The 25,835-nt window shown below is 71.0% G+C and carries 25 protein-coding genes and 1 riboswitch; of the genes, 9 read left to right on the plus strand and 16 right to left on the minus strand.

Features of this window, described 5'->3' with window-relative positions; genetic code table 11:
• Window positions 1–233 precede the first annotated feature (233 nt).
• Entirely contained in the window at window positions 234–1,025 is a 792-nt protein-coding gene (locus RMN57_RS24535) for a GntR family transcriptional regulator (protein ID WP_313765483.1), read from the minus strand.
• A gap of 336 nt (window positions 1,026–1,361) precedes the next feature.
• Here RMN57_RS24535 and RMN57_RS24540 point away from each other — a divergent pair, with 336 nt between their 5' ends.
• The 7 genes from RMN57_RS24540 to RMN57_RS24570 all read left to right on the plus strand — a co-directional run bounded on the left by RMN57_RS24540 (window position 1,362) and on the right by RMN57_RS24570 (window position 11,163).
• Window positions 1,362–2,654, plus strand: coding sequence for an extracellular solute-binding protein (locus RMN57_RS24540; protein ID WP_313765484.1), 1,293 nt, complete (start codon window positions 1,362–1,364; stop codon window positions 2,652–2,654).
• An 89-nt stretch (window positions 2,655–2,743) separates the two neighbouring features.
• On the plus strand, window positions 2,744–3,766 hold the full coding sequence (locus RMN57_RS24545) for a carbohydrate ABC transporter permease (protein WP_380237306.1): 1,023 nt from the start codon (window positions 2,744–2,746) through the stop codon (window positions 3,764–3,766).
• Window positions 3,763–4,593 (plus strand): carbohydrate ABC transporter permease, encoded by an 831-nt coding sequence (locus tag RMN57_RS24550; protein WP_313765486.1) that lies wholly within the window; start codon window positions 3,763–3,765, stop codon window positions 4,591–4,593. The genes RMN57_RS24545 and RMN57_RS24550 overlap by 4 nt, the downstream gene beginning before the upstream one ends.
• Window positions 4,594–4,599: 6 nt before the next feature.
• On the plus strand, window positions 4,600–6,153 hold the full coding sequence (locus RMN57_RS24555; RefSeq protein ID WP_313765487.1) for a glycoside hydrolase family 3 protein: 1,554 nt from the start codon (window positions 4,600–4,602) through the stop codon (window positions 6,151–6,153).
• A 450-nt stretch (window positions 6,154–6,603) separates the two neighbouring features.
• Window positions 6,604–7,884, plus strand: a complete 1,281-nt coding sequence (locus tag RMN57_RS24560; RefSeq protein ID WP_380237325.1) for a sugar transporter — start codon at window positions 6,604–6,606, stop codon at window positions 7,882–7,884.
• A 215-nt stretch (window positions 7,885–8,099) separates the two neighbouring features.
• Window positions 8,100–9,158: an SIS domain-containing protein gene (locus tag RMN57_RS24565; RefSeq protein ID WP_313765489.1), complete on the plus strand. Its 1,059-nt coding sequence runs from the start codon at window positions 8,100–8,102 to the stop codon at window positions 9,156–9,158.
• Window positions 9,159–9,642: 484 nt separating this feature from the next.
• Window positions 9,643–11,163: a PAS domain-containing sensor histidine kinase gene (locus tag RMN57_RS24570; protein WP_313765490.1), complete on the plus strand. Its 1,521-nt coding sequence runs from the start codon at window positions 9,643–9,645 to the stop codon at window positions 11,161–11,163.
• Between the two features lie 409 nt (window positions 11,164–11,572).
• On the opposite strand, the gene RMN57_RS24575 is transcribed toward RMN57_RS24570, so the two are convergent.
• Window positions 11,573–11,824: a WhiB family transcriptional regulator gene (locus RMN57_RS24575; protein ID WP_014138019.1), complete on the minus strand. Its 252-nt coding sequence runs from the start codon at window positions 11,822–11,824 to the stop codon at window positions 11,573–11,575.
• 367 nt (window positions 11,825–12,191) lie between these two features.
• Window positions 12,192–13,163, minus strand: coding sequence for a diacylglycerol kinase family protein (locus RMN57_RS24580; RefSeq protein ID WP_313765491.1), 972 nt, complete (start codon window positions 13,161–13,163; stop codon window positions 12,192–12,194).
• Window positions 13,164–13,213: 50 nt separating this feature from the next.
• Here RMN57_RS24580 and RMN57_RS24585 point away from each other — a divergent pair, with 50 nt between their 5' ends.
• Entirely contained in the window at window positions 13,214–13,642 is a 429-nt protein-coding gene (locus RMN57_RS24585) for a hypothetical protein (RefSeq protein WP_313765492.1), read from the plus strand.
• A 48-nt stretch (window positions 13,643–13,690) separates the two neighbouring features.
• On the opposite strand, the gene RMN57_RS24590 is transcribed toward RMN57_RS24585, so the two are convergent.
• From RMN57_RS24590 to sodN, 8 genes are all read right to left on the minus strand, one after another.
• Complete coding sequence (locus RMN57_RS24590; protein WP_313765493.1) at window positions 13,691–14,686, minus strand: RNA polymerase sigma factor SigF; 996 nt, start codon at window positions 14,684–14,686, stop codon at window positions 13,691–13,693.
• A gap of 162 nt (window positions 14,687–14,848) precedes the next feature.
• Entirely contained in the window at window positions 14,849–15,259 is a 411-nt protein-coding gene (locus tag RMN57_RS24595; RefSeq protein WP_313765494.1) for an anti-sigma regulatory factor, read from the minus strand.
• Between the two features lie 274 nt (window positions 15,260–15,533).
• Entirely contained in the window at window positions 15,534–16,010 is a 477-nt protein-coding gene (locus tag RMN57_RS24600; RefSeq protein WP_313765495.1) for a GNAT family N-acetyltransferase, read from the minus strand.
• 9 nt (window positions 16,011–16,019) lie between these two features.
• On the minus strand, window positions 16,020–16,403 hold the full coding sequence (locus RMN57_RS24605; RefSeq protein WP_313765496.1) for a nuclear transport factor 2 family protein: 384 nt from the start codon (window positions 16,401–16,403) through the stop codon (window positions 16,020–16,022).
• 77 nt (window positions 16,404–16,480) lie between these two features.
• Window positions 16,481–17,485 (minus strand): ABC transporter substrate-binding protein, encoded by a 1,005-nt coding sequence (locus RMN57_RS24610; RefSeq protein WP_313765497.1) that lies wholly within the window; start codon window positions 17,483–17,485, stop codon window positions 16,481–16,483.
• Window positions 17,486–17,500: 15 nt separating this feature from the next.
• The gene (locus RMN57_RS24615) at window positions 17,501–18,268 is read right to left on the minus strand and encodes an ABC transporter ATP-binding protein (protein ID WP_313765498.1); all 768 of its coding nucleotides are present in this window, start codon (window positions 18,266–18,268) and stop codon (window positions 17,501–17,503) included.
• The gene (locus RMN57_RS24620; protein WP_380237314.1) at window positions 18,268–19,362 is read right to left on the minus strand and encodes a FecCD family ABC transporter permease; all 1,095 of its coding nucleotides are present in this window, start codon (window positions 19,360–19,362) and stop codon (window positions 18,268–18,270) included. The genes RMN57_RS24615 and RMN57_RS24620 overlap by 1 nt, the downstream gene beginning before the upstream one ends.
• 103 nt (window positions 19,363–19,465) lie before the next feature.
• Window positions 19,466–19,585, minus strand: a riboswitch (cobalamin riboswitch).
• 103 nt (window positions 19,586–19,688) lie between these two features.
• Complete coding sequence (gene sodN / locus RMN57_RS24625) at window positions 19,689–20,084, minus strand: superoxide dismutase, Ni (protein ID WP_238865337.1); 396 nt, start codon at window positions 20,082–20,084, stop codon at window positions 19,689–19,691.
• Between the two features lie 186 nt (window positions 20,085–20,270).
• Here sodN and sodX point away from each other — a divergent pair, with 186 nt between their 5' ends.
• Window positions 20,271–20,711, plus strand: coding sequence for a nickel-type superoxide dismutase maturation protease (sodX, locus tag RMN57_RS24630; protein ID WP_313765499.1), 441 nt, complete (start codon window positions 20,271–20,273; stop codon window positions 20,709–20,711).
• Window positions 20,712–20,716: 5 nt separating this feature from the next.
• Here sodX and RMN57_RS24635 read toward each other — a convergent pair whose 3' ends face one another.
• The 5 genes from RMN57_RS24635 to RMN57_RS24655 all read right to left on the minus strand — a co-directional run bounded on the left by RMN57_RS24635 (window position 20,717) and on the right by RMN57_RS24655 (window position 25,606).
• Entirely contained in the window at window positions 20,717–21,310 is a 594-nt protein-coding gene (locus tag RMN57_RS24635) for a CGNR zinc finger domain-containing protein (RefSeq protein ID WP_313765500.1), read from the minus strand.
• Between the two features lie 144 nt (window positions 21,311–21,454).
• Window positions 21,455–22,207, minus strand: a complete 753-nt coding sequence (locus RMN57_RS24640) for an amino acid ABC transporter ATP-binding protein (protein WP_380237327.1) — start codon at window positions 22,205–22,207, stop codon at window positions 21,455–21,457.
• A 41-nt stretch (window positions 22,208–22,248) separates the two neighbouring features.
• Window positions 22,249–23,223 (minus strand): amino acid ABC transporter permease, encoded by a 975-nt coding sequence (locus RMN57_RS24645; protein WP_313765502.1) that lies wholly within the window; start codon window positions 23,221–23,223, stop codon window positions 22,249–22,251.
• Between the two features lie 37 nt (window positions 23,224–23,260).
• Window positions 23,261–24,187 carry an ABC transporter substrate-binding protein gene (locus RMN57_RS24650; RefSeq protein WP_313765503.1) on the minus strand — a complete coding sequence of 309 codons (927 nt, stop codon included), beginning with the start codon at window positions 24,185–24,187 and terminating at the stop codon, window positions 23,261–23,263.
• Between the two features lie 492 nt (window positions 24,188–24,679).
• Window positions 24,680–25,606 carry an ABC transporter substrate-binding protein gene (locus RMN57_RS24655; protein WP_313765504.1) on the minus strand — a complete coding sequence of 309 codons (927 nt, stop codon included), beginning with the start codon at window positions 25,604–25,606 and terminating at the stop codon, window positions 24,680–24,682.
• Window positions 25,607–25,835: the final 229 nt, after the last annotated feature.

Raw genomic sequence — 25,835 nt, forward strand, 5'->3', positions numbered from 1 at the left:
GGTGATCGGCAGTCAATACGGGTGCGAAATCTAGAGCATGGCGTGATCTCTGTCACCGGATTCGACGGAACTTCCCGCCATCCGGACGCACCGCGCGCCGCGGCGCTGAACTTCCCGCCATCCGGACGCGCCGCGCGCCGGGGCGGTGCCCCGCGCGCCGCCCGGATGCGCGAAGGCACCGGCGTGCGCGGGCGCGCAGGCCGGTGCCCGGGAGCGGGACGGGGAGTGGCGGCCTACTCGGGGCGCTTGAGCCGGGTGATGAACTTGTAGCGGTCGCCGCGGTAGATCGAGCGCACCCACTCGACCGGGGCGCCCTCCGCGTCGAAGGAGTGCCGGGAGAGCTGGAGCATCGGCAGGCCGAGGTCGGAGCCGAGCAGCCCGGCCTCGCGCGGGGTGGCCAGCGTGGTCTCGATGGTCTCCTCGGCCTCGGCCACGGTGACCCCGTACACCTCGCGCAGCGCGGCGTAGAGCGAGTTGTGCTTGGCCAGGTTGCGGCGCAGCGCGGGGAAGCGCTTGGCGGACAGGTGGGCGACCTCGATGGCCATCGGGTCGCCGTTGGCCAGCCGCAGGCGCTCGATCCGCAGCACCCGGCCGCCGGGCTTGATGTCCAGCAGCGGCGCCAGCCGGTCGTCGGCGGTGATGTAGCCGATCTCGATCAGCCGGGAGGTGGGCTCCAGGCCCTGGGCGCGCATGTCCTCGGTGTAGGAGGTCAGCTGGAGGGCCTGGGCGACCTTGGGCTTGGCGACGAAGGTGCCCTTGCCCTGGATGCGCTCCAGCCGGCCCTCGACCACCAGCTCCTGCAGGGCCTGCCGGACGGTGGTGCGCGAGGTGTCGAACTGTGCGGCCAGCGCGCGCTCGGGCGGCACCGGGGTGCCCGCGGGCTGGGTCTCGGTGAGCTGGAGCAGGTGGCGCTTGAGTCCGTAGTACTTCGGGACCCGGGCGGTCTGGTCCGTGCCGGTCTGCGTCGGGAGGCTCTTCGCCTGGGGGTCGTTCACCTGGGCCGTGCTGCCCCCGTCGCTGCTCATCGGACCTGTCTCCCGCTTCTCGCACGGCTCCTGGGGGCCGCGCCACATCGTTAACAGCTCACATCGTTGCATGTATGGCTACGGAACGAATACCTCATCACGCGATGAACGATGCGCGGTGTCGGCTTGATAACGGGTGGTCCTGATCGCATGAACAGCCGTTGACAGGCCCATTGGTCTAGGCCAAGCTCCAGGCATCTGGTCTACACCACTAGGCCGGTCACTATGAATCCCCCCACCCGTTCGCTGGGGTCCGCGGCACCTTTTCTCCCGCCTTGCGTGGGTCTGCCGCAGCCACCCGACGGGGGCAACCCAGGCATCCCTCAGGAGGATGGCGTGAAGCGTCAGCTCATCGCGGCGGTCGGCGTCGCAGCAATGGTCGTCGGCGTGGCGGCTTGTGGTTCGGACGCCAAGTCCAGCGACGAGGGCAAGGGCGGCTCGTCCTCGACCTCCGCGGCCGGCAAGAACTACAGCGGCAAGACCCTGACCGTGTGGCTGATGGACGGCTCCGCCCCGAAGGGCTGGACGGAGTCGGTCAAGTCCGAGTTCGAGTCCACCTACCCGGGCGCCAAGGTCGACTTCCAGATCCAGAAGTGGAACGGCATCGGCGCGAAGATCACCACCGCGCTCTCCGAGGGCTCCGTCGACGTCCTGGAGCTCGGCAACACCCAGACCGCGGGCTACGCGGCCAGCGGCGGCCTGCTCGACATCACCAAGGACAAGGCCGCCCTGGGCGGTGCCGACTGGGCCGCCAACCAGAACGAGGCCGCCACCCTGGAGGGCAAGCAGTACGCCGCCCCGTGGTGGGTCTCCAACCGCGTGGTCACCTACAACAAGGACCTCTGGGCCAAGGCGGGCCTGAGCGCCGCCCCGAAGACCCTGGACGAGTTCTACGCCGACCTCGACAAGCTGAAGGCGACCGCGGGCGTCACCGACCCGATCTACATGCCGGGCCAGGAGTGGTACGTCTACTTCGGCCTCCTCTCCAGCGAGGGCGGCAAGCTGGCGAAGAAGGACGGCGACAAGTGGGTCGGCGGCCTGTCCACCCCCGAGGCGCAGAAGGCCTTCGAGACCTACAAGAAGCTGCAGAGCTACTCGGCCACCGGTCCGAAGGACAAGGACGAGGCCACTCCGCAGCAGAAGGAGGTCTTCGGCAAGGGTGACATCGGCACGATGATCAGCCTCGGCTGGGAGCTGCCGGAGGAGAAGGTCATGCCGAAGGACAAGATCGGCTTCTTCCCGCTCCCGGGCAAGACCGCCGACAAGTCCTCGGGCGTCTTCCTCGGCGGCTCGAACCTGGCCGTCGCCCAGGCCAGCAAGAACTCCGAGATGGCCAAGGACTTCCTGAAGGTCGCCCTCAACGACAAGAACGAGGGCCTGGTCGCCGCCGCCGGCTCCATCCCGAACAAGACCTCGCTGAACAGCCAGGTCGCCGGCGAGTTCGCCAAGGCCGCGCTCCCGGCGTCCGCCAACGGTGCGATCACCCCGAACACCCCCACCTGGGCGAACGTGGAGAACGAGCCGAACCCGATCAAGGAGTTCCTGACCGGCGCCCTGACCGGCGACTACGCGGCCGCTGCCAAGAAGGCCGACGACGAGATCGCGAAGCGTCTCAACCAGAAGCAGTAAGCAGGTGAGCGGCGTCGCCCACCGGCTCCCGGCGGGGAGCCGGTGGGCGGCGCCTGTCCGTCGTGGTCGGTTGCTAGGAAGAGAGAACGATGGCTGTGCATTCGGAGCGGGTGCAGACGCAGTCCCCGGAATCAGGGAAGGCTGCTGTGGCCAGTACTGACGAGACCGACGTCATCGTCGTCGGTGCCACCCCGAAGAGGAGCGGCAGACCGGTCAACCGGCGGGTCGGGCAGTCCGCCACCCCGTACCTGCTGCTGCTGCCGGCCATCGCGGCGACGCTGCTCCTGCTGGGGTGGCCGCTGCTCAAGACCGTGCTGGTGTCGTTCCAGAACCTCAACCGGCGGCAGCTGATCCAGCACCTCACCGAGTGGAACGGCTTCGAGAACTACACCGACCAGCTGACCAGCTCGGAGTTCTGGTCGGTCACCGGCCGCACGGTGGCGTTCACCGTGGTCAACGTCGTCCTGATCATGGTGTTCGGCACCCTGGTCGGCCTGCTGCTGGACCGGCTCGGCAAGCGGATGCGGCTGGCGCTCTCGCTCGCGCTGATCCTGGCCTGGGCGATGCCCGTGGTGGCCGCGACCACCGTCTACCAGTGGCTCTTCGACTCGCAGTTCGGCGTCGTCAACTGGCTCCTGGACGGGCTGGGCTGGCACGGGATGGCCCACTACAACTGGACCAGCGGCCAGTACTCGACCTTCTTCGTGATCGTCCTGCTGATCGTCTGGGGCTCGATCCCGTTCGTGGCGTTCAACATGTACGCGGGCCTGACCACCATCCCGAAGGAGCTCTACGAGGCGGCCCGGATGGACGGCGCCGGCTCCTTCAAGATCTTCGGCGCGGTGATCTACCCGATCATGAAGCCGTTCTTCCTGGCGACCACGTTCCTCGAGGTCATCTGGGTCTTCAAGGCCTTCACGCAGGTCTACCTGATCAACAAGGGCGGCCCGGACGGGCTCACCCGGACCCTCCCGGTCCACGCCTTCCTGGAGGGCTTCGGATCCCAGCGCTTCGGCGTCGGCTCCGCGATCGCGGTGCTCACCATCCTGATGCTGGGCGCGCTGATGGCGTACTACTTCCGGATCATTCTGAAGCAGGAGGACGAGCTGTGAGGCGCTCGCTCATCGGACGCACCTGGCCGAACGCGATCGCGGTCGTCCTCTTCGTCTTCTTCATCTTCCCCGTCTACTGGATGATCTCGACGGCGTTCAAGCAGGACAAGGACATCATCAGCCGGACCCCGGTGTTCCTCCCGCTGGACGCGACCTTCGAGCACTTCGACAAGGCCGTCCACGCCCCCAACTTCTGGACGTACGTCACCAACAGCCTCGTCGTCACGGTCGGCGCCGTGCTCGGCTCGCTGGTGATCGCCACCCTGGCCTCCTTCGCCATCGCGCGGATGCGCTTCCGCGGCCGCAAGAGCTTCGTCCTGGTCGTCATGGCGGCCCAGATGGCGCCCTGGGAGGTCATGATCATCGCGGCCTACCTGCTGGTCCGCGACAACGACATGCTCAACAGCCTCGTGCCGCTGACCGCGCTCTACCTGATGATGGTGCTGCCCTTCACGATCTGGACGCTGCGCGGCTTCATCGCCGCCGTGCCCAAGGAGCTGGAGGAGTCGGCCATGGTGGACGGCTGCACCCGCACCCAGGCCTTCCTGAAGGTGATCTTCCCGCTGCTGGCCCCCGGTCTGATGTCGACCTCGCTGTTCGGCTTCATCACCGCGTGGAACGAGTTCCCGCTGGTCAACATCCTGAACAAGAAGGAGGAGTTCCAGACCCTCCCGCTCTGGCTCTCCTCGTTCCAGACCAACTTCGGCACCGACTGGGGCGCCACCATGGCCGCGTCCACCATGTTCGCGATCCCGATCCTGATCCTCTTCATCTTCCTGCAGCGCAAGGCCGTGGGCGGACTGACCGACGGCGCCGTGAAGGGCTGATCCCACGTGAGCATCCTCATCCCCACCCTCCCGGCCAGCGACCAGCTGCACCGGGACGCGCTGACCGTCCTGCAGCCCGGCTTCGTCGGCACCGAGCCCCCGGAGTGGGTCCGCCGCCACCTGGCCGCCGGCCTCGGCTCGGTCGCCCTGTTCGACCGCAACGTGACCGACCTGGAGCAGCTCTCCGCGCTCACCAGGGCGCTGCGCGAGGAGAACCCCGACCTCCTGATCGCGATCGACGAGGAGAGCGGCGACGTCACCCGGCTGGAGGCCGGCTCGGGCTCGTCCTGGCCGGGCAACTTCGCCCTCGGCGCGATCGACGACCCGGCGCTGACCCGGGACGTCGCCCGCGAGCTGGGCCGGGCACTGGCCGCCGCCGGCGTGAACTACAACTGGGCGCCCACCGCGGACGTCAACTCCAACCCGCGCAACCCGGTGATCGGCGTCCGCTCCTTCGGCGCCGACCCGGAGCTGTGCGCCCGGCACACCGCCGCCTGGGTGGAGGGCCTGCAGTCGGCCGGCGTGGCGGCATGCTCCAAGCACTTCCCGGGGCACGGCGACACCGCCGTCGACTCGCACCACGGCCTGCCGGTGATCGACGTCGACCTGGACGTGCTGCGCGCCCGCGACCTGATCCCGTTCCAGGCCGCGATCGCCGCCGGGACCAAGGCCGTGATGACGGCCCACATCATGATCCCGGCGCTCGACCCGAAGCTGCCGGCCACGCTCAGCCCGCTGGTGCTGCGCGACCTGCTGCGGGCGGCCCCGGCGGACGGCGGCCTCGGGTACCAGGGCCTGATCGTCAGCGACGCGATCGAGATGGGCGCCATCGCCGACACCTTCGGCATGGGCGAGGGCACCGTGCTGGCCCTGGCGGCCGGCGCGGACGCGATCTGCGTCGGCGGCGGCCTGGCCGACGAGGAGACCGTCCTGATGCTGCGCGACGCCATCGTGGCGGGCGTGCAGTCCGGCCGGCTCCCCGAGGAGCGCCTCGCCGACGCCGCCGCCCGGGTACGCGCGCTCGGCAGCTGGGGCCGGATCGCGGCCCAGGCCGAGCGGCCGGAGCCGGACCTGGCGGTCGGCCTGCGGGCGGCCCGTCGCGCGCTGCGGGTGGTCCGGGCGCCGGGCCGGGTGGTCCGGCCGGTGACCGAGCGCCCGTACGTGGCCTCGTTCGCCGACGAGCCGAACATCGCCGTCGGCGACGTCACCCCCTGGGGCGTGGCCGACATGCTGGCCGACCGCTTCCCCGGCACCCGTACCCGCGCGGTCCGGCCGCAGGACGCCGCCCCGGAGCAGCTGGACGCGCTGGTGGCCGAGGTGCTGGCCGGTGCCGAGGACCGCAGCCTGGTGCTGGTGGTCCGGGACGCCCACCGGCACGAGTGGATGGCCGCCGCGCTGGCCCGCCTGGTGGCGGCCCGGCCGGACGCCGCGGTGGTCGAGATGGGGCTGCCGCAGTCCGAGCCGGTCGGCGCCCTCCACGTCGCCACCCACGGCGCCGCCCGCGTCTGCGGTCTGGCGGCCGTGGAGGTGCTCACCGGGCAGCCGGGAGCGATCGGCTGAGCCGTCGTCGGACCGTGTGCCGCGGTGCCGCCGGGGCGCCTTGCAGCGGGCCCGCCATGCGCATGTCGCATGGCGGGCCCGTTCCCGTTCCACCCCGGTTGACCTGCGGTTTCCCTCCTGTCGGTGCTCCCTCAAATCGCCCTTAAGGCAGCCTTAAATTCCACTTAGGGTAGTGAACCGGCAACGCATCGCCACGCGGTACAACAGGTTGGCAACGCCCTTGGCGGGCAGGCCATTTGGCGTTGACACCGCGAGTGGTCTAGGCCAGGCTCCACTGCATCCGGTTCGAACTCAAACATCGCCGGATGTGGTATCAGCCCCTCCCGCACTACGCCGCCCCTTCCCGGAGACCACTCCCGGCGGGCGCCCACGCTGCCGGCGGGCACCCAGCTCTAGCACCCTCGGAGGGATGGCGTGAAGAAGCGTCAGCTCGTGTCCGCGTTCGGGACCATGGCGCTGGCCGTCGGACTGACGGCCTGTTCCTCGGGCGGCTCGCCGTCGGGCGACGCCAGGAGCGGTTCGGCGGACCCGAAGTCAGCGACCGGAACGGTCACCGTCTGGCTGATGGAGGACGCCCAGAAGAACTGGCCCGACCTCGTCCAGCGGGTCAACGACCAGTTCGCCGCGAAGTACCCGAACGTCACGCTGAAGCTGGCGTACCAGGGTTGGGCCGACAAGGTCACCAGGTTCGACAAGGCGCTCGCCGAGGGCTTCGCCCCGGACGTGGTGGAGCTCGGCAACACCGAGACGATGAAGTACATCCTGTCCGGCGCCCTGGCCCCGGTGGAGCGCAGCAGCTTCGACAACTCCGACGCCTGGATCAAGGCGCTCGCCAACACCTGCACCTACCAGGACAAGCTCTGGTGCGTGCCGTACTACGCGGGCGCCCGGGTCGCCATCTACAACGCGACGGCCTTCCAGGCCGCCACCGGGAACCCGGAGTTCCCCAAGACCGAGGACGAGCTGAAGGCGGCGCTCGACCGGGTCGCGGACAAGAACAAGTCCGACAAGACCTACTCGGCCCTCTACCTGCCCGGCCCGTACTGGTACGCCGCGATGAGCTACGTCTCCGCGTACGGCGGCTCGATCGCCCGCTTCGACAGCAGCGGCAACTGGCACGGCACCCTCAACGACCCGAAGTCCCAGCAGGGCATCGCCCACTTCGTCGACCTGGTGCGCAAGTACAACAAGGGCGACCTCGCGGTCAACGAGCTCAACCAGTTCGAGGCGATGGCGCGCGGCCACGCCGGCGCGTTCTACGGCAACCCCTTCGAGGCGGCCAGCGTCACGGCGCCGGTGACCGGCGACCCGAACCTCAAGGACGCGGTCAGGATGGCCACCATGCCCGGCCCGGGCGGCAAGCCGCTGCCGACCTTCATCGGCGGCTCGGACCTCGCCGTCACCGCGAAGTCCCCCGTGGCCGCGCTGGCGGCGGACTGGATCCGGATGTTCACCGGCACCAAGTCCCAGCAGGCGCTGGCGGACCGGGACATCCTGCCGAACAACCTGACCCAGCTGGGTCCGCTGAAGAGCAAGCCGGCCACCGCCGCCGCGGCCAACGCGGTGCCGGACGCCTGGTTCACCCCGCTGGCACCGGGCTGGGGCGCGATCGAGAAGCAGAAGATCCTGCCGGACATGCTCACCGCGATCCTCAAGAACGGCAAGCCGATCGACCAGGCCACCAAGGACGCGGACGCCGCGATCGACCAGCTGATCAACAAGGCGGGCTGACCCGCCGCCGCGGAGCCGCGGGGCCCGCCCGGGCCCCTTCCCGCCAGTGGGGGAGGGGCCCGGGCCGGCGCCTCGACTGTGCTCCCGGGTGGCGGTCCCCGTAGGATTGCCGCAGGAATCACCGCAGCGAGTGTGCGGACTCGCCGCCGTAGAGGTCCCCACCGGGCATCCCCGCCCGCGTGGGGTCGAACCATCTCATCGGAGGCACACCCAAGATGTCCGACACGCAGACTGTCCCCGTCCCCGGCCGGATCATGGCGGCGGAGATGGCCGAGCAGCCGGCCGTCCTCCAGCGCATCCTCGACGAGGGCGCGCCGAAGATCTTCGACATCGCGGCCGAGATCGCCGCCCGCAACCCGCGCTTCGTCCTGCTGACCGCCCGCGGCACGTCCGACAACGCGGCGCTCTACGCGAAGTACCTGATCGAGATCCTGCTCGGCAAGCCGGCCGGCCTGACCTCGATGTCGACCACGACCGCGTACGGCGCCAAGCCGGACCTCACCGACGTGCTGGTGATCACCGTCAGCCAGTCCGGCGGTTCGCCGGACCTGGTGGCCTCCACCAAGGCGGCCCGCGAGGCCGGCGCCATCACCCTGGCGGTCACCAACAACGCGTCCTCGCCGCTGGCCGAGGTCTCCGAGTTCCACATCGACGTGCTGGCCGGCCCGGAGAAGGCGCTGCCCGCCACCAAGACCTACACCGCCGAGCTGCTGGCGCTCTACCTGTTGGTCGAGGGCCTGCGCGGCGGCGACGGCGCGGCCGCCAAGGAGCTGCCGTCGCTGGCCGCCGGCATCCTGGCCCGCCAGGCCGAGGTGAAGGCCCTGGCCGAGCGCTACCGCTTCGCCCAGCGCCTGGTCATCACCTCGCGCGGCTACGGCTACCCGACCGCCCGCGAGGCGGCGCTGAAGCTGATGGAGACGACCTACATCCCGGCCTCCCCGTTCTCCGGCGCCGACCTGCTGCACGGCCCGCTGGCCATGGTGGACAACGTCTCCCCGGTCATCGCGATCGTGCCGGACGGCAAGGGCGGCGAGGCCCTGCAGCCGGTCCTGGACCGCCTGCGCGGCCGCGGCGCGGACCTGGTCGTCATCGGCCAGCAGGCCCAGGTGGACGTCGCCTCGGCGGGCTTCGCGCTGCCGGCCGGCGTGCCCGAGGAGGTGCAGACGATCCTGGAGATCCTGCCGCTGCAGCAGCTGGCCTACGAGGTCACCATCGCCCGCGGTCAGGACCCGGACGCCCCCCGCGCCCTCGCCAAGGTCACCGAAACGCACTGATTGTCGCCCGCTCGCCCCGGACGCGGCTCGGGGCGAGCGGGAAAGGCCGAGCCCCCGTCCACAGGCTGTGGACGGGGGCTCGGCCTTTGAGCGGCTGGGGAAGCCTGGATGCGCACCCCGCCGGGAGGCGGACAGCACTACGGGCCACGGCGCCGACACGGGACCCTCAACCCGTGCGGCACCGCAGCCCGGAGCTGTCGTCGGGCGCCGGAGCCGATCGAGGACTGTGCGGGGTCCTCGCTCGGTGGCGTCCGACCGAGGAGAAGCCGTGCGCGGGTCAGGGCAGTTGCGCGGTGGGCTTCTCCTTGGTGCCCTTCCATTGTGGACTAGACCAATCTGGCTTGTCCAGGCATCCCCGGAAATTGGTCTGGACAACTCGACGCCCCGCCCGGGGCCCCGTCGCACCCGCCCGCAGCCCGCCCGCAGCCCGCCCGCGGGCGGGTGCGACGGGCCTGCCGGCCCGGCCTGGAGCTACGCTCGCCATGTGCCCTCGCTGAACGAACTCGTCCGCCGCCACACCACCCTGACCGGTGCCGATGTGGAGTGGCTCCACATGCTGGTCTCGGAGTGGCAGCTGCTCTCCGACCTCTCCTTCGCCGACCTCGTCCTGTGGATCCCCACCTGGGACGGCATCCGCTACGTCTCGGTGGCCCAGATGCGGCCCAACACCGGGCCCACGTCCTACCAGGACGACATGGTCGGCCACCTCGTCCCGCGCGGCCGCCGCCCGCTGTTGGACGCCGCCTTCGACGAGGGGCGGATCGTGCGCGAGGGCGACCCGGAGTGGCGCGAGGAGGTGCCGGTGCGGGTCGAGTCGATCCCGGTCCGGCGGGAGGGCAAGGTGCTCGGGGTGATCGCCCGGAACACCAACCTGCTGACCGTCCGCACCCCCAGCCGGCTGGAGCTCACCTACCTGCAGAGCGCCTCCGACCTGGCCCAGATGATCGCCGCCGGGGCGTTCCCGTTCCCCGGTGTCGAGCAGGCCGACATGGACGCCGCCCCCCGGGTGGGCGACGGCCTGATCCGGCTGGACGCCGACGGCATCGTCACCTACGCCAGCCCCAACGCGCTCTCCGCGTACCACCGGCTCGGCCTCACCACCGATCTGGTCGGCAGCCACCTCGGCCGCGCCACCGCCGAGCTGGCCCCGCCCTCCCGCGCGGCCGTGCACGAGGCGCTGGTGAAGCTGGCGAGCGGCTGGGCTCCGCGGCAGACCGAGGTGGAGGCCCAGGGCGGCGTGGTCACGCTGCGGGCCATCCCGCTCAAGCCCAAGGGCGCCCTGACCGGTTCGCTGGTGCTCTGCCGCGACGTCACCGAGCTGCGGCGGCGCGACCGCGAGCTGATGACCAAGGACGCCACCATCCGGGAGATCCACCACCGGGTGAAGAACAACCTGCAGACGGTGGCCGCGCTGCTGCGGCTGCAGTCCCGCCGGATGGACTCGGAGTCCGGCCGGGCCGCGCTCGACGAGGCGGTCCGCCGGGTCGGCTCGATCGCGATCGTCCACGAGACGCTCTCCCAGGCGCTGGACGAGCAGGTCGCCTTCGACGAGATCGCCGACCGGGTGCTGGCGATGGTGATGGAGCTCTCCCAGGACGGCCGGGTGACCACCCGCCGCAGCGGCAGCTTCGGGATCCTCTCCGCCGAGGTGGCCACCCCGCTGGCGATGGTGCTGACCGAGCTGCTGCAGAACGCGCTGGAGCACGCCTTCGGCCCGTCCGCCTCCGGCCACGTGGAGGTCGGCGCGCTGCGCGGGCGTGCGCCGGCCACCGGCATGGGCTGGTCGGACAGCTGGAACGGCGGGGCCAGGCCGGAGGAGTACCTGCTGATCACGGTGCAGGACGACGGCAAGGGCATGCCGGAGGGGTTCGACCCGCAGCAGGCGGGCAACCTCGGTCTGCAGATCGTCCGCACCCTGGCCACCGGGGAGCTCGGCGGCACCTTCGACATGGTGGCCGGTCCGAACGGCGGCACCAAGGTGGTCCTGGAGATCCCGGTGCGCTGAGGCGGGGAAGGGGCGCGCGCCGGGCGGGGGAGCCGGGTGCGCGCTTCCGCGCAACCGCCCGAGACGGAGCGGACGCAGGGACAGGGCGGACGCAGAGACAGAAACGAGGCCCTGTCGACCGGGGGGGGTGGGTCGACAGGGCCTCTCAACCCGTTCCGGCCGTCGGGGGGAGTCGGCCGGAACGGGGGCTCTGGGTGGGGCGACACCCCACCGGTGCGTTGCACACGGTGAGCGCCACAGCTCCACGATATTGCTCTAAGTGAACAGTATCAAGTGGCTGGGCGGCCCGGTGTCGAAGGACCTCGTCGAGCAAGGTCCTTTGTACGGAAGGCTTCGCCAGGAAGTGCAGGGAAGCCCTTGATCATGTGTTGATCGGTCCTGCGGTCACTGCTGGTGCTACGGCGTGTGATCAGGCGGTGCGGGCGCGGTTGCGGGCAGCACGGCGCTTCATCGCGCGACGCTCGTCCTCGCTCATACCGCCCCAGACGCCGGCGTCCTGGCCGGTCTCGAGCGCCCACTGGAGGCACTGCTCCATGACCGGACAGCGGCGGCACACGGCCTTGGCTTCCTCGATCTGCAGCAGAGCAGGACCGGTGTTCCCGATCGGGAAGAACAGCTCCGGGTCCTCTTCGCGGCAGACAGCGCGGTGGCGCCAGTCCATGGTCGTCCAACTCCTCCTGCCGACGGGGGTGGCCCGGCGGCATAATCGATGGCTTTGTGAATGTGAACGCTTTCACGAATCCCGCAACAGCAAAAGAGACCAAAGGCCCACCGGGCCCGGGAGGTCTGTGCTGGGGAGGGATTCGGCGATTCGAGGGACACTCCGCGGTCGGCCTCCGTCGGTCTGAGGTTGCCGTCGCTGCGATGTGTCCCGATCGCCATGTAGAGGTTCGCAAACCTCGGGCCCGGATACAACCCCCTTCAGGCAGGAATTTTTGATTCTTCGGTGTCGCCTAGCTCACAGCCAGTACTTCTATGGAGTGAAGGGGGCTTGTGCGTTCGAGAAGAAGGGCGAACCCCCCTTCCGGTCACACAATCACACGCAGTGCCCGCCGTACGCCTGTGAAACTGACGCGACTCCTGTCTCCAAGGTGGTCCCCATCGACCTGAAACGGGGCCGGTTCCTGTGAAACCAAGGTGAAGTGCCGGGCGTCGTGGTAGGAGACGACGTGCTTGCCCGACGGGCCGACCGGGGTGGCGTCGTCGCTCGAAGCACTGTGCGACCGCAGGATCTGACGGACCGTTCGAGCCGTGCCGAACGCCGTCATCCGGGTGATCCCGAAGACGTCGAGATCCGTGTCGAAGGAGGCGAGCGGGGAGGGGTAGACCGGCCGGTTGCCCAGGAACGTCCAGGGCGACGTGTTGCTGACTATGGCCAGCACCAGGCCCGGGACCGGCTCGTGGCCCGGCATTTCCAGGGCGACCGGGCCCGATCGACGCTGCTCACGCTGGGTGACGTAGTGCCGGAGCGCCTGCCCCACGTAGAGCGCGTGGGTGGACTTGCGCCCCGCCCGGCGCTGCTCCTCCACCCGGCCGACCACGCCGGCGTCGAAGCCCAGGCCGGCCGTGAACGTGAACCAGCGGTCCGGCAGTCCTTCGGTCATCGCCTTGCCCAGGCCGATCGGCCGCTCCCGGCGGGCCTCCAGGGCGTTCAGCAGGGCCCCGGTCGCCTCCACGGGGTCGTTGGGCAGGCCCAGCGCGCGGGCGAACACATTGGTCGAACCACCGGGCACCACGGCCAGCCGGGGGACCTTCTCGCCGGGGCCGTGCGAGAGCAGACCGTTGACCGTCTCGTTGACCGTGCCGTCGCCGCCCAGCGCCACCACCAGGTCGACCGTGCCGTCCTCCGCCGCCTCCCGGGCCAGGTCGCGCGCGTGGCCCCGGTACTCGGTCTGCGCCACCTCCAGCTTGAGGTCGCTGCGCAGGGCGTGGATCAGGACATCCCTGGTGCGGCCACTGGTGGTGGTCGCCTTCGGGTTGACGACCAGGAGAGCGCGCATGTGCTCAGCCTACGGGTCGGTACGGAGCGGGCGGCGGCTACCCTGCTGGAGTGACCGCAGAATCCTCCGCACCCGTACCCGCGCCCGGCGGCGACCGCCCGGCCGCCCTGGTCGTGGGCGCCGCCATCACCGCCCTGGCGGGCGCCGCGCTGGCCGTCGTCGGCGTCTGGGACATGGTGTCCGCACTGTCCGGCCAGGAGAAGCAGCTCGCCCTGAACGAGTTCGGCGGCCTGGTGATCGTGCTGCTCGGCGCACTGCCGATACTGGCCGCCCGAGCACTGCTGAAGGGCCGGCGCTGGGGCCGCAGCCCGGCCGTGCTGACCAACTCGATCTGCCTGCCCGTGGCGTACTACATGTGGCAGAGCGGCGGCGTCATGGCGGCCGTCGGGATCGGCGTCGGCCTGCTCGGCGCGGTCGGCATCGGCGCCCTGCTCAGCCCGAAGTCGACGGCGGCCCTCTACGCTCCGCACGAGGGCTGAGCACAGAGGGCCGCACGGCCGTTCACGACCGCTGGGCGGCCGTCAGTCCTACTCCTCCACCAGGAGCTTCTCCCGCAGCTGCGCCAGCGTGCGGGCGAGCAGCCGGGAGACGTGCATCTGCGAGATGCCCACCTCGGCGGCGATCTGCGACTGCGTCATGTTCCGGAAGAACCGCAGCACCAGGATCTTCTGCTCCCGGGGCGGCAGTTGGGCCAGCAGCGGCTTGAGCGACTCGCGGTACTCGACGCCCTCCAGCGCCTCGTCGGTGGCGCCCAGGGTGTCCGCGACGGCCGGCGACTCGTCGTCGCTGTCCGGCACGTCCAGCGACAGCGTGGAGTACGCGTTGGCGGACTCCAGGCCCTCCAGGACGTCCTCCTCGGAGATCCCCAGGTGCTCCGCCAGCTCGTGCACGGTGGGGGAGCGGCCGTGCCGCTGGGAGAGCTCGCTGGTCGCCGTGGTCAGCGACAGCCGCAGCTCCTGGAGCCGGCGCGGCACCCGGACCGCCCAGCCCTTGTCCCGGAAGTGCCGCTTGATCTCGCCGACGATGGTCGGCGTCGCGTAGGTGGAGAACTCGACCCCGCGCTCGTGGTCGAACCGGTCCACCGACTTGATCAGCCCGATGGTGGCGACCTGGGTCAGGTCGTCCAGCGGCTCGCCCCGGTTGCGGAACCGCCGGGCCAGGTGCTCCACCAGCGGGATGTGCATGCGCACCAGCTGGTTGCGCAGTTCCACGCGCTCCGGCGAGCCCTCGGGCAGCGCGGACAGCCGGACGAACAGCGCACGGGCCGCCTCCCGGTCCGGCGCGCCCGAGCGGTGCGGGCCCTGGGCGGGCACCGCGCCGCGCAGCGCCTCGGCCGCCGGTTCCTCCGGGGAGGGCGGGGGCGAAGGTGTCTGCGACGGGTCGGTCGGCTCGGTCGGCTGGCTCATCCGGTGGGCGTCCTTCGGGTGCGCGTCGTCGTCGTTGGCGGCGAGGCCGGGAACGCTCGCCTGGGTCGGTACGGCAGGGCCCGCCGTCGCGAGGCCGGTACGGTCCAGATCACTCACGGCCATTCCCCCGTTCCGTTCCGGGAGCACCGGGACCGTGGCGGTCCCGGATTCGTCTTGTGGGTCGTACCGCGTGAAGGGCGGTACCGGGAGCCGCCCGCCGGCCCGGGTGGGGAACCGGGCGGACGGCCCTTGTTCGGTGCTGCTGCGGTGGCGCTGGCTCTAGTGCGCGGCTGGTCCGCCGCGCTTCTTGTGCAGGCTGATCGACACGGTGTTGTCCTCGCCGACCGAGGACTCCACCTCGCCGGCCAGCGCGGAGAGCACCGTCCAGGCGAAGGTGTCCCGCTCCGGGGCCCGGCCGTCCGTGGTCGGGGCGGAGACGATGACCTTCAGCGAGTCGCCGACCAACCGGAACTCGCAGGAGAGGACCGAGCCGGGCACCGCCTGCTGGAGCAGGATGGCGCAGGCCTCGTCCACCGCGATGCGAAGGTCCTCGATCTCGTCCAGCGTGAAGTCCAGCCGGGCCGCGAGCCCGGCCGTCGCTGTTCGCAGCACGGAGAGGTAGGCCCCCGCCGCGGGCAGCCGGACCTCCACGAAGTCCTGCACTCCGGGCTCGCCGTCGATCTGGGACACCCTCACCTCCTGGGTGACGCGCTGTGCTTCCGGGCCGGTGGCCGCGGCACTGTCTGTTGCTTGGCTCAACTGCTTCGCCCCAACTGTCCAGAGGGGTGGTGCGGTACGTACCGGTCATACCCCTCGAAGAGTGGCCGGACGCCGCGCCCGCACGAGACGTTACCGCTTTTGATCCCCGTGCGGGAGTCACTCATGGTAAGCCCTTGTGACACAGGGCGTCAGCGGTCGGACGGCGCCTTCCGCGATCCCCCGGGAGCGGGCTCCCGGGGAGGGGTCAGCGGGCGCCGGCCGCGGTGAGCGCCTCGCCGGTGAGCCGGTAGACGGTCCAGCCGTCCATCGGCACCGCGCCGAGCGACTTGTAGAAGTTGATCGAAGGCTCGTTCCAGTCCAGCACCGACCACTCCATCCGCGAGTAGCCGCGGTCCACGGCGATCCGGGCCAGCTCCAGCAGCAGCGCCTTGCCGTGGCCGCCGCCGCGCGCCTCCGGGCGGACGTAGAGGTCCTCCAGGTAGATCCCGTGCGTCCCGCGCCAGGTGGAGAAGTTGAGGAACCAGACCGCGAAGCCGACCGGCTCGCCGGTGGCGTCGTCCTCGGCGATCAGCCCGAACAGCGCCGGGTTGGCGCCGAACAGCGCGTCCCGCAGCTGCTCCTCGGTGGCCACCGCCTCGTGCGGGGCCTTCTCGTACTCCGCGAGCTCGCGGATCATGGCGTGGATGACCGGGACATCGGTGGCAACGGCGGTACGGATCATGCGACGAGCCTACTTGGCCTGCTCGTTCTCGTCCCAGGCCTGGATCGAGGTCTGGTCGACGATCCGGCCGTCCCGCAGGTCGGCCATCGAGCTCATGAGGACCCGGATCCCGTCGGGGTACAGGCAGGACTCCAGGAAGGCGAGGTGGTCGTCCTGGACCACCGCCCGCTCCAGCTTGTGGGTCATCTCCCGGCCGTAGAGGTCGTCCAGCATCGCGGCGATCTCCTCCCGGCCGTGCATCACCAGCGGGTGGCTCGGCTGGGTCTTGCGGTCGACGACGCGCAGTTCGGCGTCGTCCGCGTACAGCGCCAGCAGGGCCTCGGCGTCGCTGCGCTCGATGCCCTCGCGGAGTGCGTCGGTGTCGAAGGCGGTCGGCGCGGCCATCGTGCTCATGCTCTCGCTCCTCCGGTCGGTTCCGTCGGCTCGTACCTCCGAGCCTACGCCCGCGGGGCCGCCCCCCACCCGGTGGTTCAGCCCGCCGCCGCACCGCGCAGGTACGCCGCGAGCGCGGTGATCGCGGCCGGGTTGCGCGGGCTCTCGACCAGGTCGGCGTAGTCCAGGACGAAGATCCGGTCGTTCTTGATCGCGGAGACGCCGGCCAGCGGCGGGAAGGACTTCAGGAAGCTCCGCTTGGCCCCGGCGTCGGTGTCGCCGTAGTCGTTGATCAGGATCACCTCGGGGTCGCGCCGGACCACGCTCTCCCAGCCGACGGTGGTCCACGAGTCGGCGACGTCGCCCGTCACGTTCTCCCCGCCGGCCCGGGTGATGATCTCCTGCGGTGCGGCGAACCTCCCCGCGGTGTAGGGCTTGTCCTCGCCGCTGTCGTAGAGGAAGACGCGCGGCCGGCGCTCGGGCTGCGGCACGGCGGCGATCTGCGCCCTGAAGTCGGCGATCAGCCGGTCGGCCCGGTCGCGGACGTCGAAGATCTCGCCCAGGTTGGCCAGGTCGGTGTAGAGCGCGTCCAGCGGGGACATCACCCCGCGCTCCGGGCCCGAGCCGCTGCGGCAGGACTCGCTCAGCACGTAGGAGTCGATGCCGAGGCCGGCCAGCGCCTTCGGGGTGAAGCCGTCGGCCTCGCTGAAGCCGTAGTGCCAGCCTGCGAAGACCAGGTCGGCCCCGGCCTCCAGCACGAGCTCCTTGGTGATCCGCTGCTTGGAGAGCCAGGGCGTCCGCCGGTAGCCGTCCTTCCAGGCCACCTCGTCCACCCCGCCCTTGTCGTCCGGCATCACGTAGCCGGCCATCCGGTCGGCGACGCCGAGCGAGAACAGCAGCTCGGTGATGCCGATGTCATTGCTCACCGCCCGGGCGGGCTTGCGCTGGTAGGTGGTCCTGGTCCCGCAGTTGTCGACGGTCACCGGGTAGTGGGCGGCGGCGCCGGAGGGGGCGCCGGCGTCCCCGGCGGGGGCGATGTCGGCGCCACACGCGGTCAGGGCGAGGGAGAGCAGGGCGGCGGAGGCGGCGGCCTTGGTGCGCACGGGTGGTCCTCGGGGTCAGTGGAGTCGGTCGAAGAGCAGCTGGACGGCGCCCGTCACCGGGTGCCGGACGGGGGTCGCGCGGACGCCGAACACCTCGGCCAGCAGGGCGGGTTCGAGCACCTCGGCGGGTGCCCCGGAAGCGACGATCCGCCCGGCCGCGATGACGTACAGCAGATCGCAGTGGGCGGCCGCCAGGTTGAGGTCGTGCAGAGCGGTGAGCACCGTGGGGCCGGCCTCCCGGACCAGCGCCAGGACCTCCAGCTGGTGGGCGATGTCCAGGTGGTTGGTGGGCTCGTCGAGCACCAGCACGCGCGGCTCCTGGACCAGCGCGCGGGCGATCAGCACGCGCTGCTTCTCCCCGCCGGACAGGCTCAGGAAGCCGCGCCCGGCCAGGTGCCCGGCGCCCACCCGCCGCAGCGCGGCGGCGCACTTCCCGTCGTCGCCGGCGCTCGGCCGGGCGAAGCCGCCCCGGTGCGGCAGCCGGCCCATCCCGACCACCTCGGCGGCCGTGAAGTCGAACTCGGCGGAGTGCTCCTGCGGCAGCGCGGACACCCGCCGGGCGGCCTCGCGCGCGGGCAGCGCGTGCAGGTCCTCGCCGTCCAGCCGGACGGCGCCGGCGGCCGGCCGCAGCGCCCGGTAGACGCAGCGCAGCAGGGTGGACTTGCCGCTGCCGTTCGGCCCGACCAGGCCGACCAGCCGGCCGCCGGGGGCGGCCAGGGTGACGTCGTGGACCAGCCGCGTGCCGGCCAGGTCGACCGAGAGGCCGTCGAGGGAGACGTCCATCAGCGGCCTCCGAGGGCGTGGCCGCGACGGCGCATCAGCAGCAGGAAGCAGGGCACCCCGAGCACCGCCGTGACCACGCCGACCGGCAGCTCGGCCGGGGCCAGCAGGGTGCGCGAGACGATGTCCACCCAGACCAGCAGCAGCGCGCCCGCGAGGGGGGCGACCAGCAGCACCCGGCGGTGGCCGGCGCCGACCAGCATCCGGGTCAGGTGAGGCACCATCAGGCCGACGAAGCCGATCGCGCCGCTGACCGCCACCACGGTGCCGGTGACGGCCGCGGTCACGGCGAACAGTTCCCGGCGCAGCCGGTCGCCGTCCACGCCGAGCGAGGCGGCGGTCTCGTCGCCCATCGCCAGCGCGTCCAGCCGCCCGGCGGCGCAGGCCAGGTGGGCGAGGCCGGCCAGCACGGTGGCGGCGGCGATCGGAACCGAGCCCCAGGTCGCCCCGCCGAGGCTGCCGAGCAGCCACATCATGGCGCTGCGGGCCGCCTCGCCGCGCGCGGCCGCGAACACCATCAGCGCCGTCACCGCCGAGAAGCCGTAGGACATCGCCGTGCCGGTGAGGACCAGCCGCAGCGGGGTGAGACCGGCCGCGGTCCGTGCGGCGGCGTACACCAGCACCATGGCGAGCAGCGCCGCGCCGAACGCGGAGACCGAGATCGCCCAGACCCCGAGCGAGGCGAAGGCGCCGAGCAGGAGCACCGCGTTGGCGCCGACCGCGGCGCCGGAGGAGATGCCGAGGACGAACGGGTCGGCGAGCGCGTTGCGGACCATCGCCTGCACGGCGACCCCGGTGGCCGCGAGCCCGGCGCCGACCACGGCGGCCAGCACGGTGCGCGGCAGCCGGATCTCCCAGACGATGGCGTACGCGGCGGCCTCCTCGGCCGGCAGCCGACCGCCCGTCAGTCCGGCTCCCAGCAAGCGCAGCACGTGCGACCAGCCGAGTCCGGTGGAGCCCAGGGCCACCCCGCAGACCAGCGAGAGCAGCAGCGCCGACGCCAGGCCGGCGGCCAGCGGGCCGGTGGGCAGGCGGCGGGCCGCTGCGGGCACGGGCGTGGGCGCCGTCGGGGGCGGTGCGGTCGCTGCGGTGGTCACGGGTGGCGCGCCTTCGCCTCTGGCCGCGGCCGGCGACGGGCGATCGCGCCCGGGCCGCAGGCGTGCCGGGGCGCCATCCCCTCGCAGTCCGCGGCGAGTTGTCGGGAGGTCGGCACCCCGGGGCGATCGGGCTCGCGGGGCACGGGGCACCGCTTACCGTTGCGGGTCAGCGCCGGATTCGCACCGGCTTCCCCCGCGGGGCACCCTGGCAGCATAACAAGTGATCAGGCCCTTTGACCCTTACCGGGTGCGCCGGGCCCGCGGAGAACGCGACCGCCCCCGTCCGGCGGGCCGGACGGGGGCGGTCGGTGCGGGCTGATCGGGGATCAGGCCTGCTTGGTCTCCCAGAAGATCTTGTCGACCTCGGCGATCAGGTCGAGCAGGGCCTGGCCGGTGGCCGGGTCGGTCGACGCCTTGGTGGCCGAGGCGGCCTTCAGGGTGTCGTTGATCAGCTGGTGCAGCTGCGGGTACTTCTCGAAGTGCGGGGCCTTGAAGTAGTCGCTCCACAGCACCGAGATGTGGTGCTTGACGGCCTCGGCGCGCTGCTCCTTGATGATGATGGCGCGGGCGCGGAAGTGCGGGTCCTCGTTGGCCTGGTACTTCTCCTGGGTGGCCTTGACCGACTCGGCCTCGATCCGGGCCTGCGCCGGGTCGTACACGCCGCAGGGGAGGTCGCAGTGGGCGTGGGCGGTGGCGCGAGGTGCAAACAGACGAGAGAACATGGGAGTCCTTCCTTAGATCGTCTTCCCGCGCCCGAGATTACCCTTCCGGCCCGTGGGTTTCGCGATCGGGCGGTGGGCCTCGGTCAAAAGGCGGAGTCGGAACCGGGCCAATCCGGACACCGGCCGGGAGGCCGCCGGTGCGGCAGACTTGGACGCGGCCGGCCGGGAGGAGGAGTCGTGGCGCGGATGGCGGAACCGGAGGGCGGCACCCCGGGGGGTGGCGCGCCGTTCGGACTGATCGACGTGGCGGGCCCCTCGATGGTGCCGACCCTGCGCGAGGGCGACCAGCTGCTGGTCCGCTACGGCGCGCGGATCCGGCCGGGCGCGGTGGTGGTCTTCCGCCACCCGTTCCAGCAGGACCTGCTGGTGGTGAAGCGGGCGGCCGAGCGCCGGGCCAAGGGCTGGTGGCTGCTCTCCGACAACCGGCCGATCGACAGCGACAGCCGCAGCTACGGCGCCGTCCCGGACGAGCTCGTGCTCGGCCGGGTGCTGCTGCGGCTGCGGCCGCGGCCGGCCTGGCTGGCGCCGGGCCGGGGGCTGGAGCGTCTGCTGCTCTCCGGCCCGCTCGCCCGGGTGCCGGGCCTGGCCCGCCGCTGCGGCGTCTGGGTCGACCCGGACTCCCTCTAGAGCTGTCAGGCCTGCCCGTCGAGGGCGGCCGCGTCCTGGGCCTCCTGCCGCTTGCGGGCCCGGTACGCGGCGACGTTGGCCCGGGTGGCACAGCGGTCCGAGCAGTACCGCCGGGACCGGTTGGTGGAGGTGTCGAGGTAGGCGTTGCGGCAGGGCGCGGCCTGGCAGATGCCCAGCCGGTCGGCGCCCAGCTCGGTCAGGTGCACCGCCAGCCCCATGCACGCGACGGCGCTGAAGTGGGCGGTGGCGGTCGGCGAGTTGTCGGCCAGGTGCAGGTGCCAGCGCGGGCGCCCGGCGTCGTCCAGGTGCTCGTGGCCGGAGACCAGCGGGCTGACCGGGAACTCCATGAGCAGGCTGTTCAACAGGTCGACGCCGCGGACCTCGTCGCCCTCGGCGGCGGCCTCGAACACCCCGCGCAGCCGGGTCCGGACGGTCCGCAGCCGCGGCAGGTCCGACTCGTCGGCGAGCGCGGCGGCGCGCGAGGACTCGGAGAACAGGGCGCGCACCGCCTCCACCGAGGTCAGCGAATCGGTGCCGCGCTCGGGCTCCTCGGTGTTCACCAGCCGGACGGCCAGATCGGCGTACGAGGCGAGCTCCACGGTGGTCCTTCCAGAATTCGGTAACGGGCTGAATGCTCCCAGCCTATTACCCGGGCGGGGAAAACGTCGGCGCCCGGCAGGACCGGCCTGCCGGGCGCCGAGGGGTGCGGCGGGCGCACCCCGGTGAGCTCAGAGCACTTCGGGTCAGAGCACCTTGGAGAGGAAGGCGCGGGTGCGCTCGTGCTGCGGGTCGGTGAGGACGTCGCGCGGGTTGCCCGACTCGACGACCACACCGCCGTCCATGAAGACCAGGGCGTCGCCGACCTCGCGGGCGAAGCCCATCTCGTGGGTGACGACGACCATGGTCATCCCCTCCTCGGCCAGTCCGCGCATGACGTCGAGGACGTCGCCGACCAGCTCGGGGTCGAGCGCCGAGGTGGGCTCGTCGAAGAGCATCAGCTTGGGCTTCATGGCGAGCGCACGGGCGATGGCGACACGCTGCTGCTGGCCGCCGGAGAGCTGGGACGGGTAGTTCTTGGCCTTGTCGGACAGGCCGACCCGCTCCAGCAGGGCCATCGCGCGCTCCCGGGCGTCCGACTTGGACTCGCCCTTGACCTGCACCGGCGCCTCGATGACGTTCTCTATGGCGGTCATGTGCGGGAACAGGTTGAAGCGCTGGAAGACCATGCCGATGTCCCGCCGCTTGAGCGCGACCTCGCGGTCCTTGAGCTCGTAGAGCTTGTCGCCCTTCTGCCGGTAGCCGACGAGCTCGCCGTCGACCCAGAGCCGGCCGCCGTTGATCTTCTCCAGGTGGTTGATGCACCGCAGGAAGGTCGACTTGCCGGAGCCGGAGGGGCCGATCAGGCAGAACACCTCGCCCTGCTTGACCTCCAGGTCGATGCCCTTGAGCACCTCGACCGGGCCGAAGGACTTGTGGACGTTCTCGGAGCGGACCATCGGGCCGGTGGCGGCGTCGACGGGCGGCTTGGTCAGATCGGTCATACGTGACCACCTCCCTCAAGCCCCGGGACCACGTCGGTGGTCTTCTTCGGGGTGGGCTTCCCACGGAACAGGCCCCGGACCCGCTGCAGCGGGGTCGGCGGGAGCGTCCGGTTGGAGCCGCGGGCGTAGTGCCGTTCGATGTAGTACTGGCCGATGGTCAGCACGGAGGTGAAGAACAGGTACCAGAGGCTGACCACGATCAGGATCGGGATGTTCTGGTAGTTCCGAGAGTAGATCACCTGGCCGGCCCGGAAGATCTCCTCCAGGGAGATCACCGAGACCAGCGAGGTGGTCTTGAGCATCGAGATGGTCTCGTTGCCGGTCGGCGGGATGATCACCCGCATGGCCTGCGGCAGGACGATCCGCCGCATGGTCTGGAACTGGCTCATGCCGAGCGCGTGCGAGGCCTCGGTCTGTCCCAGGTCGACCGACTGGATGCCGCCGCGGACGATCTCCGCCATGTAGGCGGCCTCGTTGAGGCCCAGGCCCAGCAGGGCGGCGACGAAGGTCGGGATCAGGACGTTGGTGGACTCGGACCAGAACTCCGGCCCCCACGGCACACCGATCGAGAGCTTGGCCCAGATCAGGCCGAGGAAGTTCCAGAACACCAGCTGCACCAGGACCGGCGTACCGCGGAAGACCCAGATGTAGACCCAGGCGGTGGCCGAGAGCAGCGGGTTCGCGGAGAGCCGCATCACCGCGAGGATGATGCCGCCGACCACACCCATGAGCATGGAGAGCGCGGTCAGCTCCAACGTGACGAGCATGCCGTGCACGATGCTGTCGTGGAAGAGGTACTTCCCGACGATGTCCCACTTGAAGGCGGGGTTGGTGAAGAGGGCGCTCACGAGCATTGCAGCCAGTACGGCGATGACTGCGGCGCCCGCCCAGCGTCCGGGGTGGCGGACCGGGACGGCCTTGATGGTCTCAGGCCGTCCCTTCTCCGCGTGCCCCTTGTCCAGAGAGTTCACGGTGTGGGCCTCGGGGGAGAGATGTGCCGGCGGAGGGTCAGCTGACGGCGCCGTTGAGGGTGGACTTGTCGAGGGCACCGGCCTCGACGCCCCACTTGGTGAGGATCTGCTTGTAGGTGCCGTCGTCGATCAGCGACTGGACGGCGCCCTGGATCGCCGGGGCGATCGCGGCGCCCTTGGCGAGGGCGATGCCGTACGGCGCGGAGTCGTAGGTGGTGCCGATCTTCTCCAGCTGGCCGCCGGACTGCTTGACGGCGTAGTCGACGACCGGGGAGTCGGCCATCATCGCCTGGTCGCGGCCGGAGACCACGGCGTTGGTGACGTCGGTCTGCAGGTCGAACTTGTCACCGTCGTTGACGACGCCCGGCTTGCCGGCCTTGGCGCAGGCGGGGTTGCGGACGTCGACGATCTCCTGGGCCTGGGTGGTGCCGGTCTGGACGGCCACCTTCTTGCCGCAGAGGTCGTCGGCGCTGATCTTGTCCGGGTTGCCCTTCTTGACCGCGATCGCGCTGCCGGCGTTGAAGTAGGTGACCATGTCGACGGTCTGCTCGCGCTCCTTGTTGTCCGTGAGGGACGACATGCCGAGCTGGAACTTGTTCGACTGGATACCGGGGATGATCGCGGTGAACTGCGAGTCCTGGACGTCGGCCTTGAGCCCGAGCCGGGCCGCGATGGCGTTGGCCAGGTCGACGTCCATGCCGATGATCTTGCCGCTGTCGTCCTTGAACTCGTTCGGCGCGTAGGAGGCGTCCGAACCGACGATGATCTTGCCGGAGGACTTGATGTCGGCGGGGACGAGCGCGGCGAGCTTGTCGTCGGCCTTGACCTCGCTGACGGTCGCGGTGGCGTTGGGAGCGCCGCCGCCCTCTTCCTTGCTGCTGCTGCAGGCGGTCAGCGCGAGCGAGAGGGACGCGGCTGCCACGCCGGCGGCGAGGAGGCGGGTGCGCTGGGTACGGGCGGTCATGGGGGATCTCCTCCTGAGGGAGAGGTCGGGCGGAGCGCGCCGCGGGGGAGCGGCACACCGGGGCAGCAGGCCGTACGGCGCTGTACGGGTACGGGTGGTATTTCGCTGTACTGCGTACGGGCAAAGCCGGTGGTGCAGGGCCTGGGCAATGGTCTGCGCAGGGTGGTGCGAGGTACTGCTTCCGCCACCCTCCGCCGAGGTGGAAGTTGATCGAACCGCCTCGACCAGTGGTCGGCTCGATCCGAGATGGGGGGAATCCTGCCACCTGATGACGGTCGGATGGCCCTCATTCAGATCAAAATCGGATAACGAGGGGCCTTGCTGTCCGCTATACGGACGAATACCGCGCTCCTGTCACCCTGCGTATAAGTATGCGGATCCCCCTGCGCTCCGCCCGGGAGGCCCGCCCGCGCGCCCGGGGGATTGCGGACGCACGGAGGCCGGGTCGGATCCCCCGGATCCGACCCGGCCTCCTCGTCCGGTCGTGCTGGTTCAGATGCCGCCGTTGACCACCGCGTTCTGCGCCGCTCCCGCGGAGACGTTCCACTTGGAGAGGATCTTGTCGTACTCGCCGCTGCGGATCAGCTGGTCCACCGCCTTGGAGAGCGAGTCGCGCAGCGCGGTGTCGTCCTTGCGCACGGCGATGCCGTACGGGTTGGACTTGGACTGTGCGCCGGTGACCTCGAAGCGGTTGCCGTTGTCGGTGGTCTTCGCGGCGTAGGCGGCGACCGGGAAGTCGTTCAGACCGGCCACCGACACGCCGGAGGCGACCTCGGCCAGCGCCTTGGCGTCGCTGTCGAACTTGTGCACGGTGAGCGGCTTGCCGGCCCGGCTGCAGGCGGTCACCTGGCGGCCGATGATCTCGTCCTGCGTGGTGCCCTGCTGCACCGCGACGACCCGGCCGCAGAGGTCGTCCAGGGTGTGGATGCCCTTGGGGTTGCCCTTCGGGACGGTGATCGAGCTGCCGGCGATGAAGTAGTCCACGAAGTCGACGCCGGGGTTGATCTGCTTGCCGGCGTCGTCGACGCCCTCGCGGCGCTGGCGGATGTCGCTGAGCGCGGACATCACCACGTCGTACTGCTTGGCGTGAAGGTTCGGTATCAACTTGTCGAACGGGGTGTCGACGATCTCGATCCGCACGTTGAGGACCTTGCCGAGGGCCTCGGCGATGTCCGGGTCGAGGCCGGCGGGCTTGCCGTCGGTGCCGCGGAAGTCCACCGGGGCGTAGTTCAGGTCCGAGCCGACCCGGAGCACGCCGGCACTGCGCTGGGCCTTGGGGAGCTTGGCGCGCGCCACCTCACCCGCGTCCTTCGCGGTCTCCTCGTCGCCGCCGCCGCAACCGGTCAGCAGGAGGGCTCCGGCGGACACCAGCGCGAGGGCGGCGGCGGCCGTACGTCGGGGGTGGGGGCGGTGGTGCATGAGCGTGCTCCTGTGGGAGGGACGTGGAGGCTTCGCGGCGTCGCGGGGGTGTACGCGAGATGGCGGCCAAGGGATCCTCCCATCCCGCCCTCCGGGGCCCGGCGGCGGGTGTGTCAGAATTCGGTACCGGGTGACCCCCGACGCTCGAACCCAGACCGCCGAGTCGAGACAGACTCGGGGTGCAGAGGAACGGAAGTCATCGACGCCGACTCCGTATCCGTGGCACCGG

This window comes from Kitasatospora sp. CM 4170 (genome assembly GCF_032110285.1).
GTDB lineage: Bacteria > Actinomycetota > Actinomycetes > Streptomycetales > Streptomycetaceae > Kitasatospora > Kitasatospora aburaviensis.

Excerpts from the sequence above, each read along its gene's own strand:
- RMN57_RS24535 (WP_313765483.1), bottom strand. The coding sequence starts at position 1,025 with ATGAGCAGCGACGGGGGCAGCACGGCCCAGGTGAACGACCCCCAGGCG.
- RMN57_RS24545 (WP_380237306.1), top strand. The coding sequence starts at position 2,744 with ATGGCTGTGCATTCGGAGCGGGTGCAGACGCAGTCCCCGGAATCAGGG.
- RMN57_RS24560 (WP_380237325.1), top strand. The coding sequence starts at position 6,604 with ATGGCGCTGGCCGTCGGACTGACGGCCTGTTCCTCGGGCGGCTCGCCG.
- RMN57_RS24565 (WP_313765489.1), top strand. The coding sequence starts at position 8,100 with ATGTCCGACACGCAGACTGTCCCCGTCCCCGGCCGGATCATGGCGGCG.
- RMN57_RS24575 (WP_014138019.1), bottom strand. The coding sequence starts at position 11,824 with ATGGACTGGCGCCACCGCGCTGTCTGCCGCGAAGAGGACCCGGAGCTG.
- RMN57_RS24580 (WP_313765491.1), bottom strand. The coding sequence starts at position 13,163 with ATGCGCGCTCTCCTGGTCGTCAACCCGAAGGCGACCACCACCAGTGGC.
- RMN57_RS24600 (WP_313765495.1), bottom strand. The coding sequence starts at position 16,010 with ATGATCCGTACCGCCGTTGCCACCGATGTCCCGGTCATCCACGCCATG.
- RMN57_RS24605 (WP_313765496.1), bottom strand. The coding sequence starts at position 16,403 with ATGAGCACGATGGCCGCGCCGACCGCCTTCGACACCGACGCACTCCGC.
- RMN57_RS24615 (WP_313765498.1), bottom strand. The coding sequence starts at position 18,268 with ATGGACGTCTCCCTCGACGGCCTCTCGGTCGACCTGGCCGGCACGCGG.
- sodN (WP_238865337.1), bottom strand. The coding sequence starts at position 20,084 with ATGTTCTCTCGTCTGTTTGCACCTCGCGCCACCGCCCACGCCCACTGC.
- sodX (WP_313765499.1), top strand. The coding sequence starts at position 20,271 with ATGGCGGAACCGGAGGGCGGCACCCCGGGGGGTGGCGCGCCGTTCGGA.
- RMN57_RS24640 (WP_380237327.1), bottom strand. The coding sequence starts at position 22,207 with ATGGTCCGCTCCGAGAACGTCCACAAGTCCTTCGGCCCGGTCGAGGTG.
- RMN57_RS24650 (WP_313765503.1), bottom strand. The coding sequence starts at position 24,187 with ATGACCGCCCGTACCCAGCGCACCCGCCTCCTCGCCGCCGGCGTGGCA.
- RMN57_RS24655 (WP_313765504.1), bottom strand. The coding sequence starts at position 25,606 with ATGCACCACCGCCCCCACCCCCGACGTACGGCCGCCGCCGCCCTCGCG.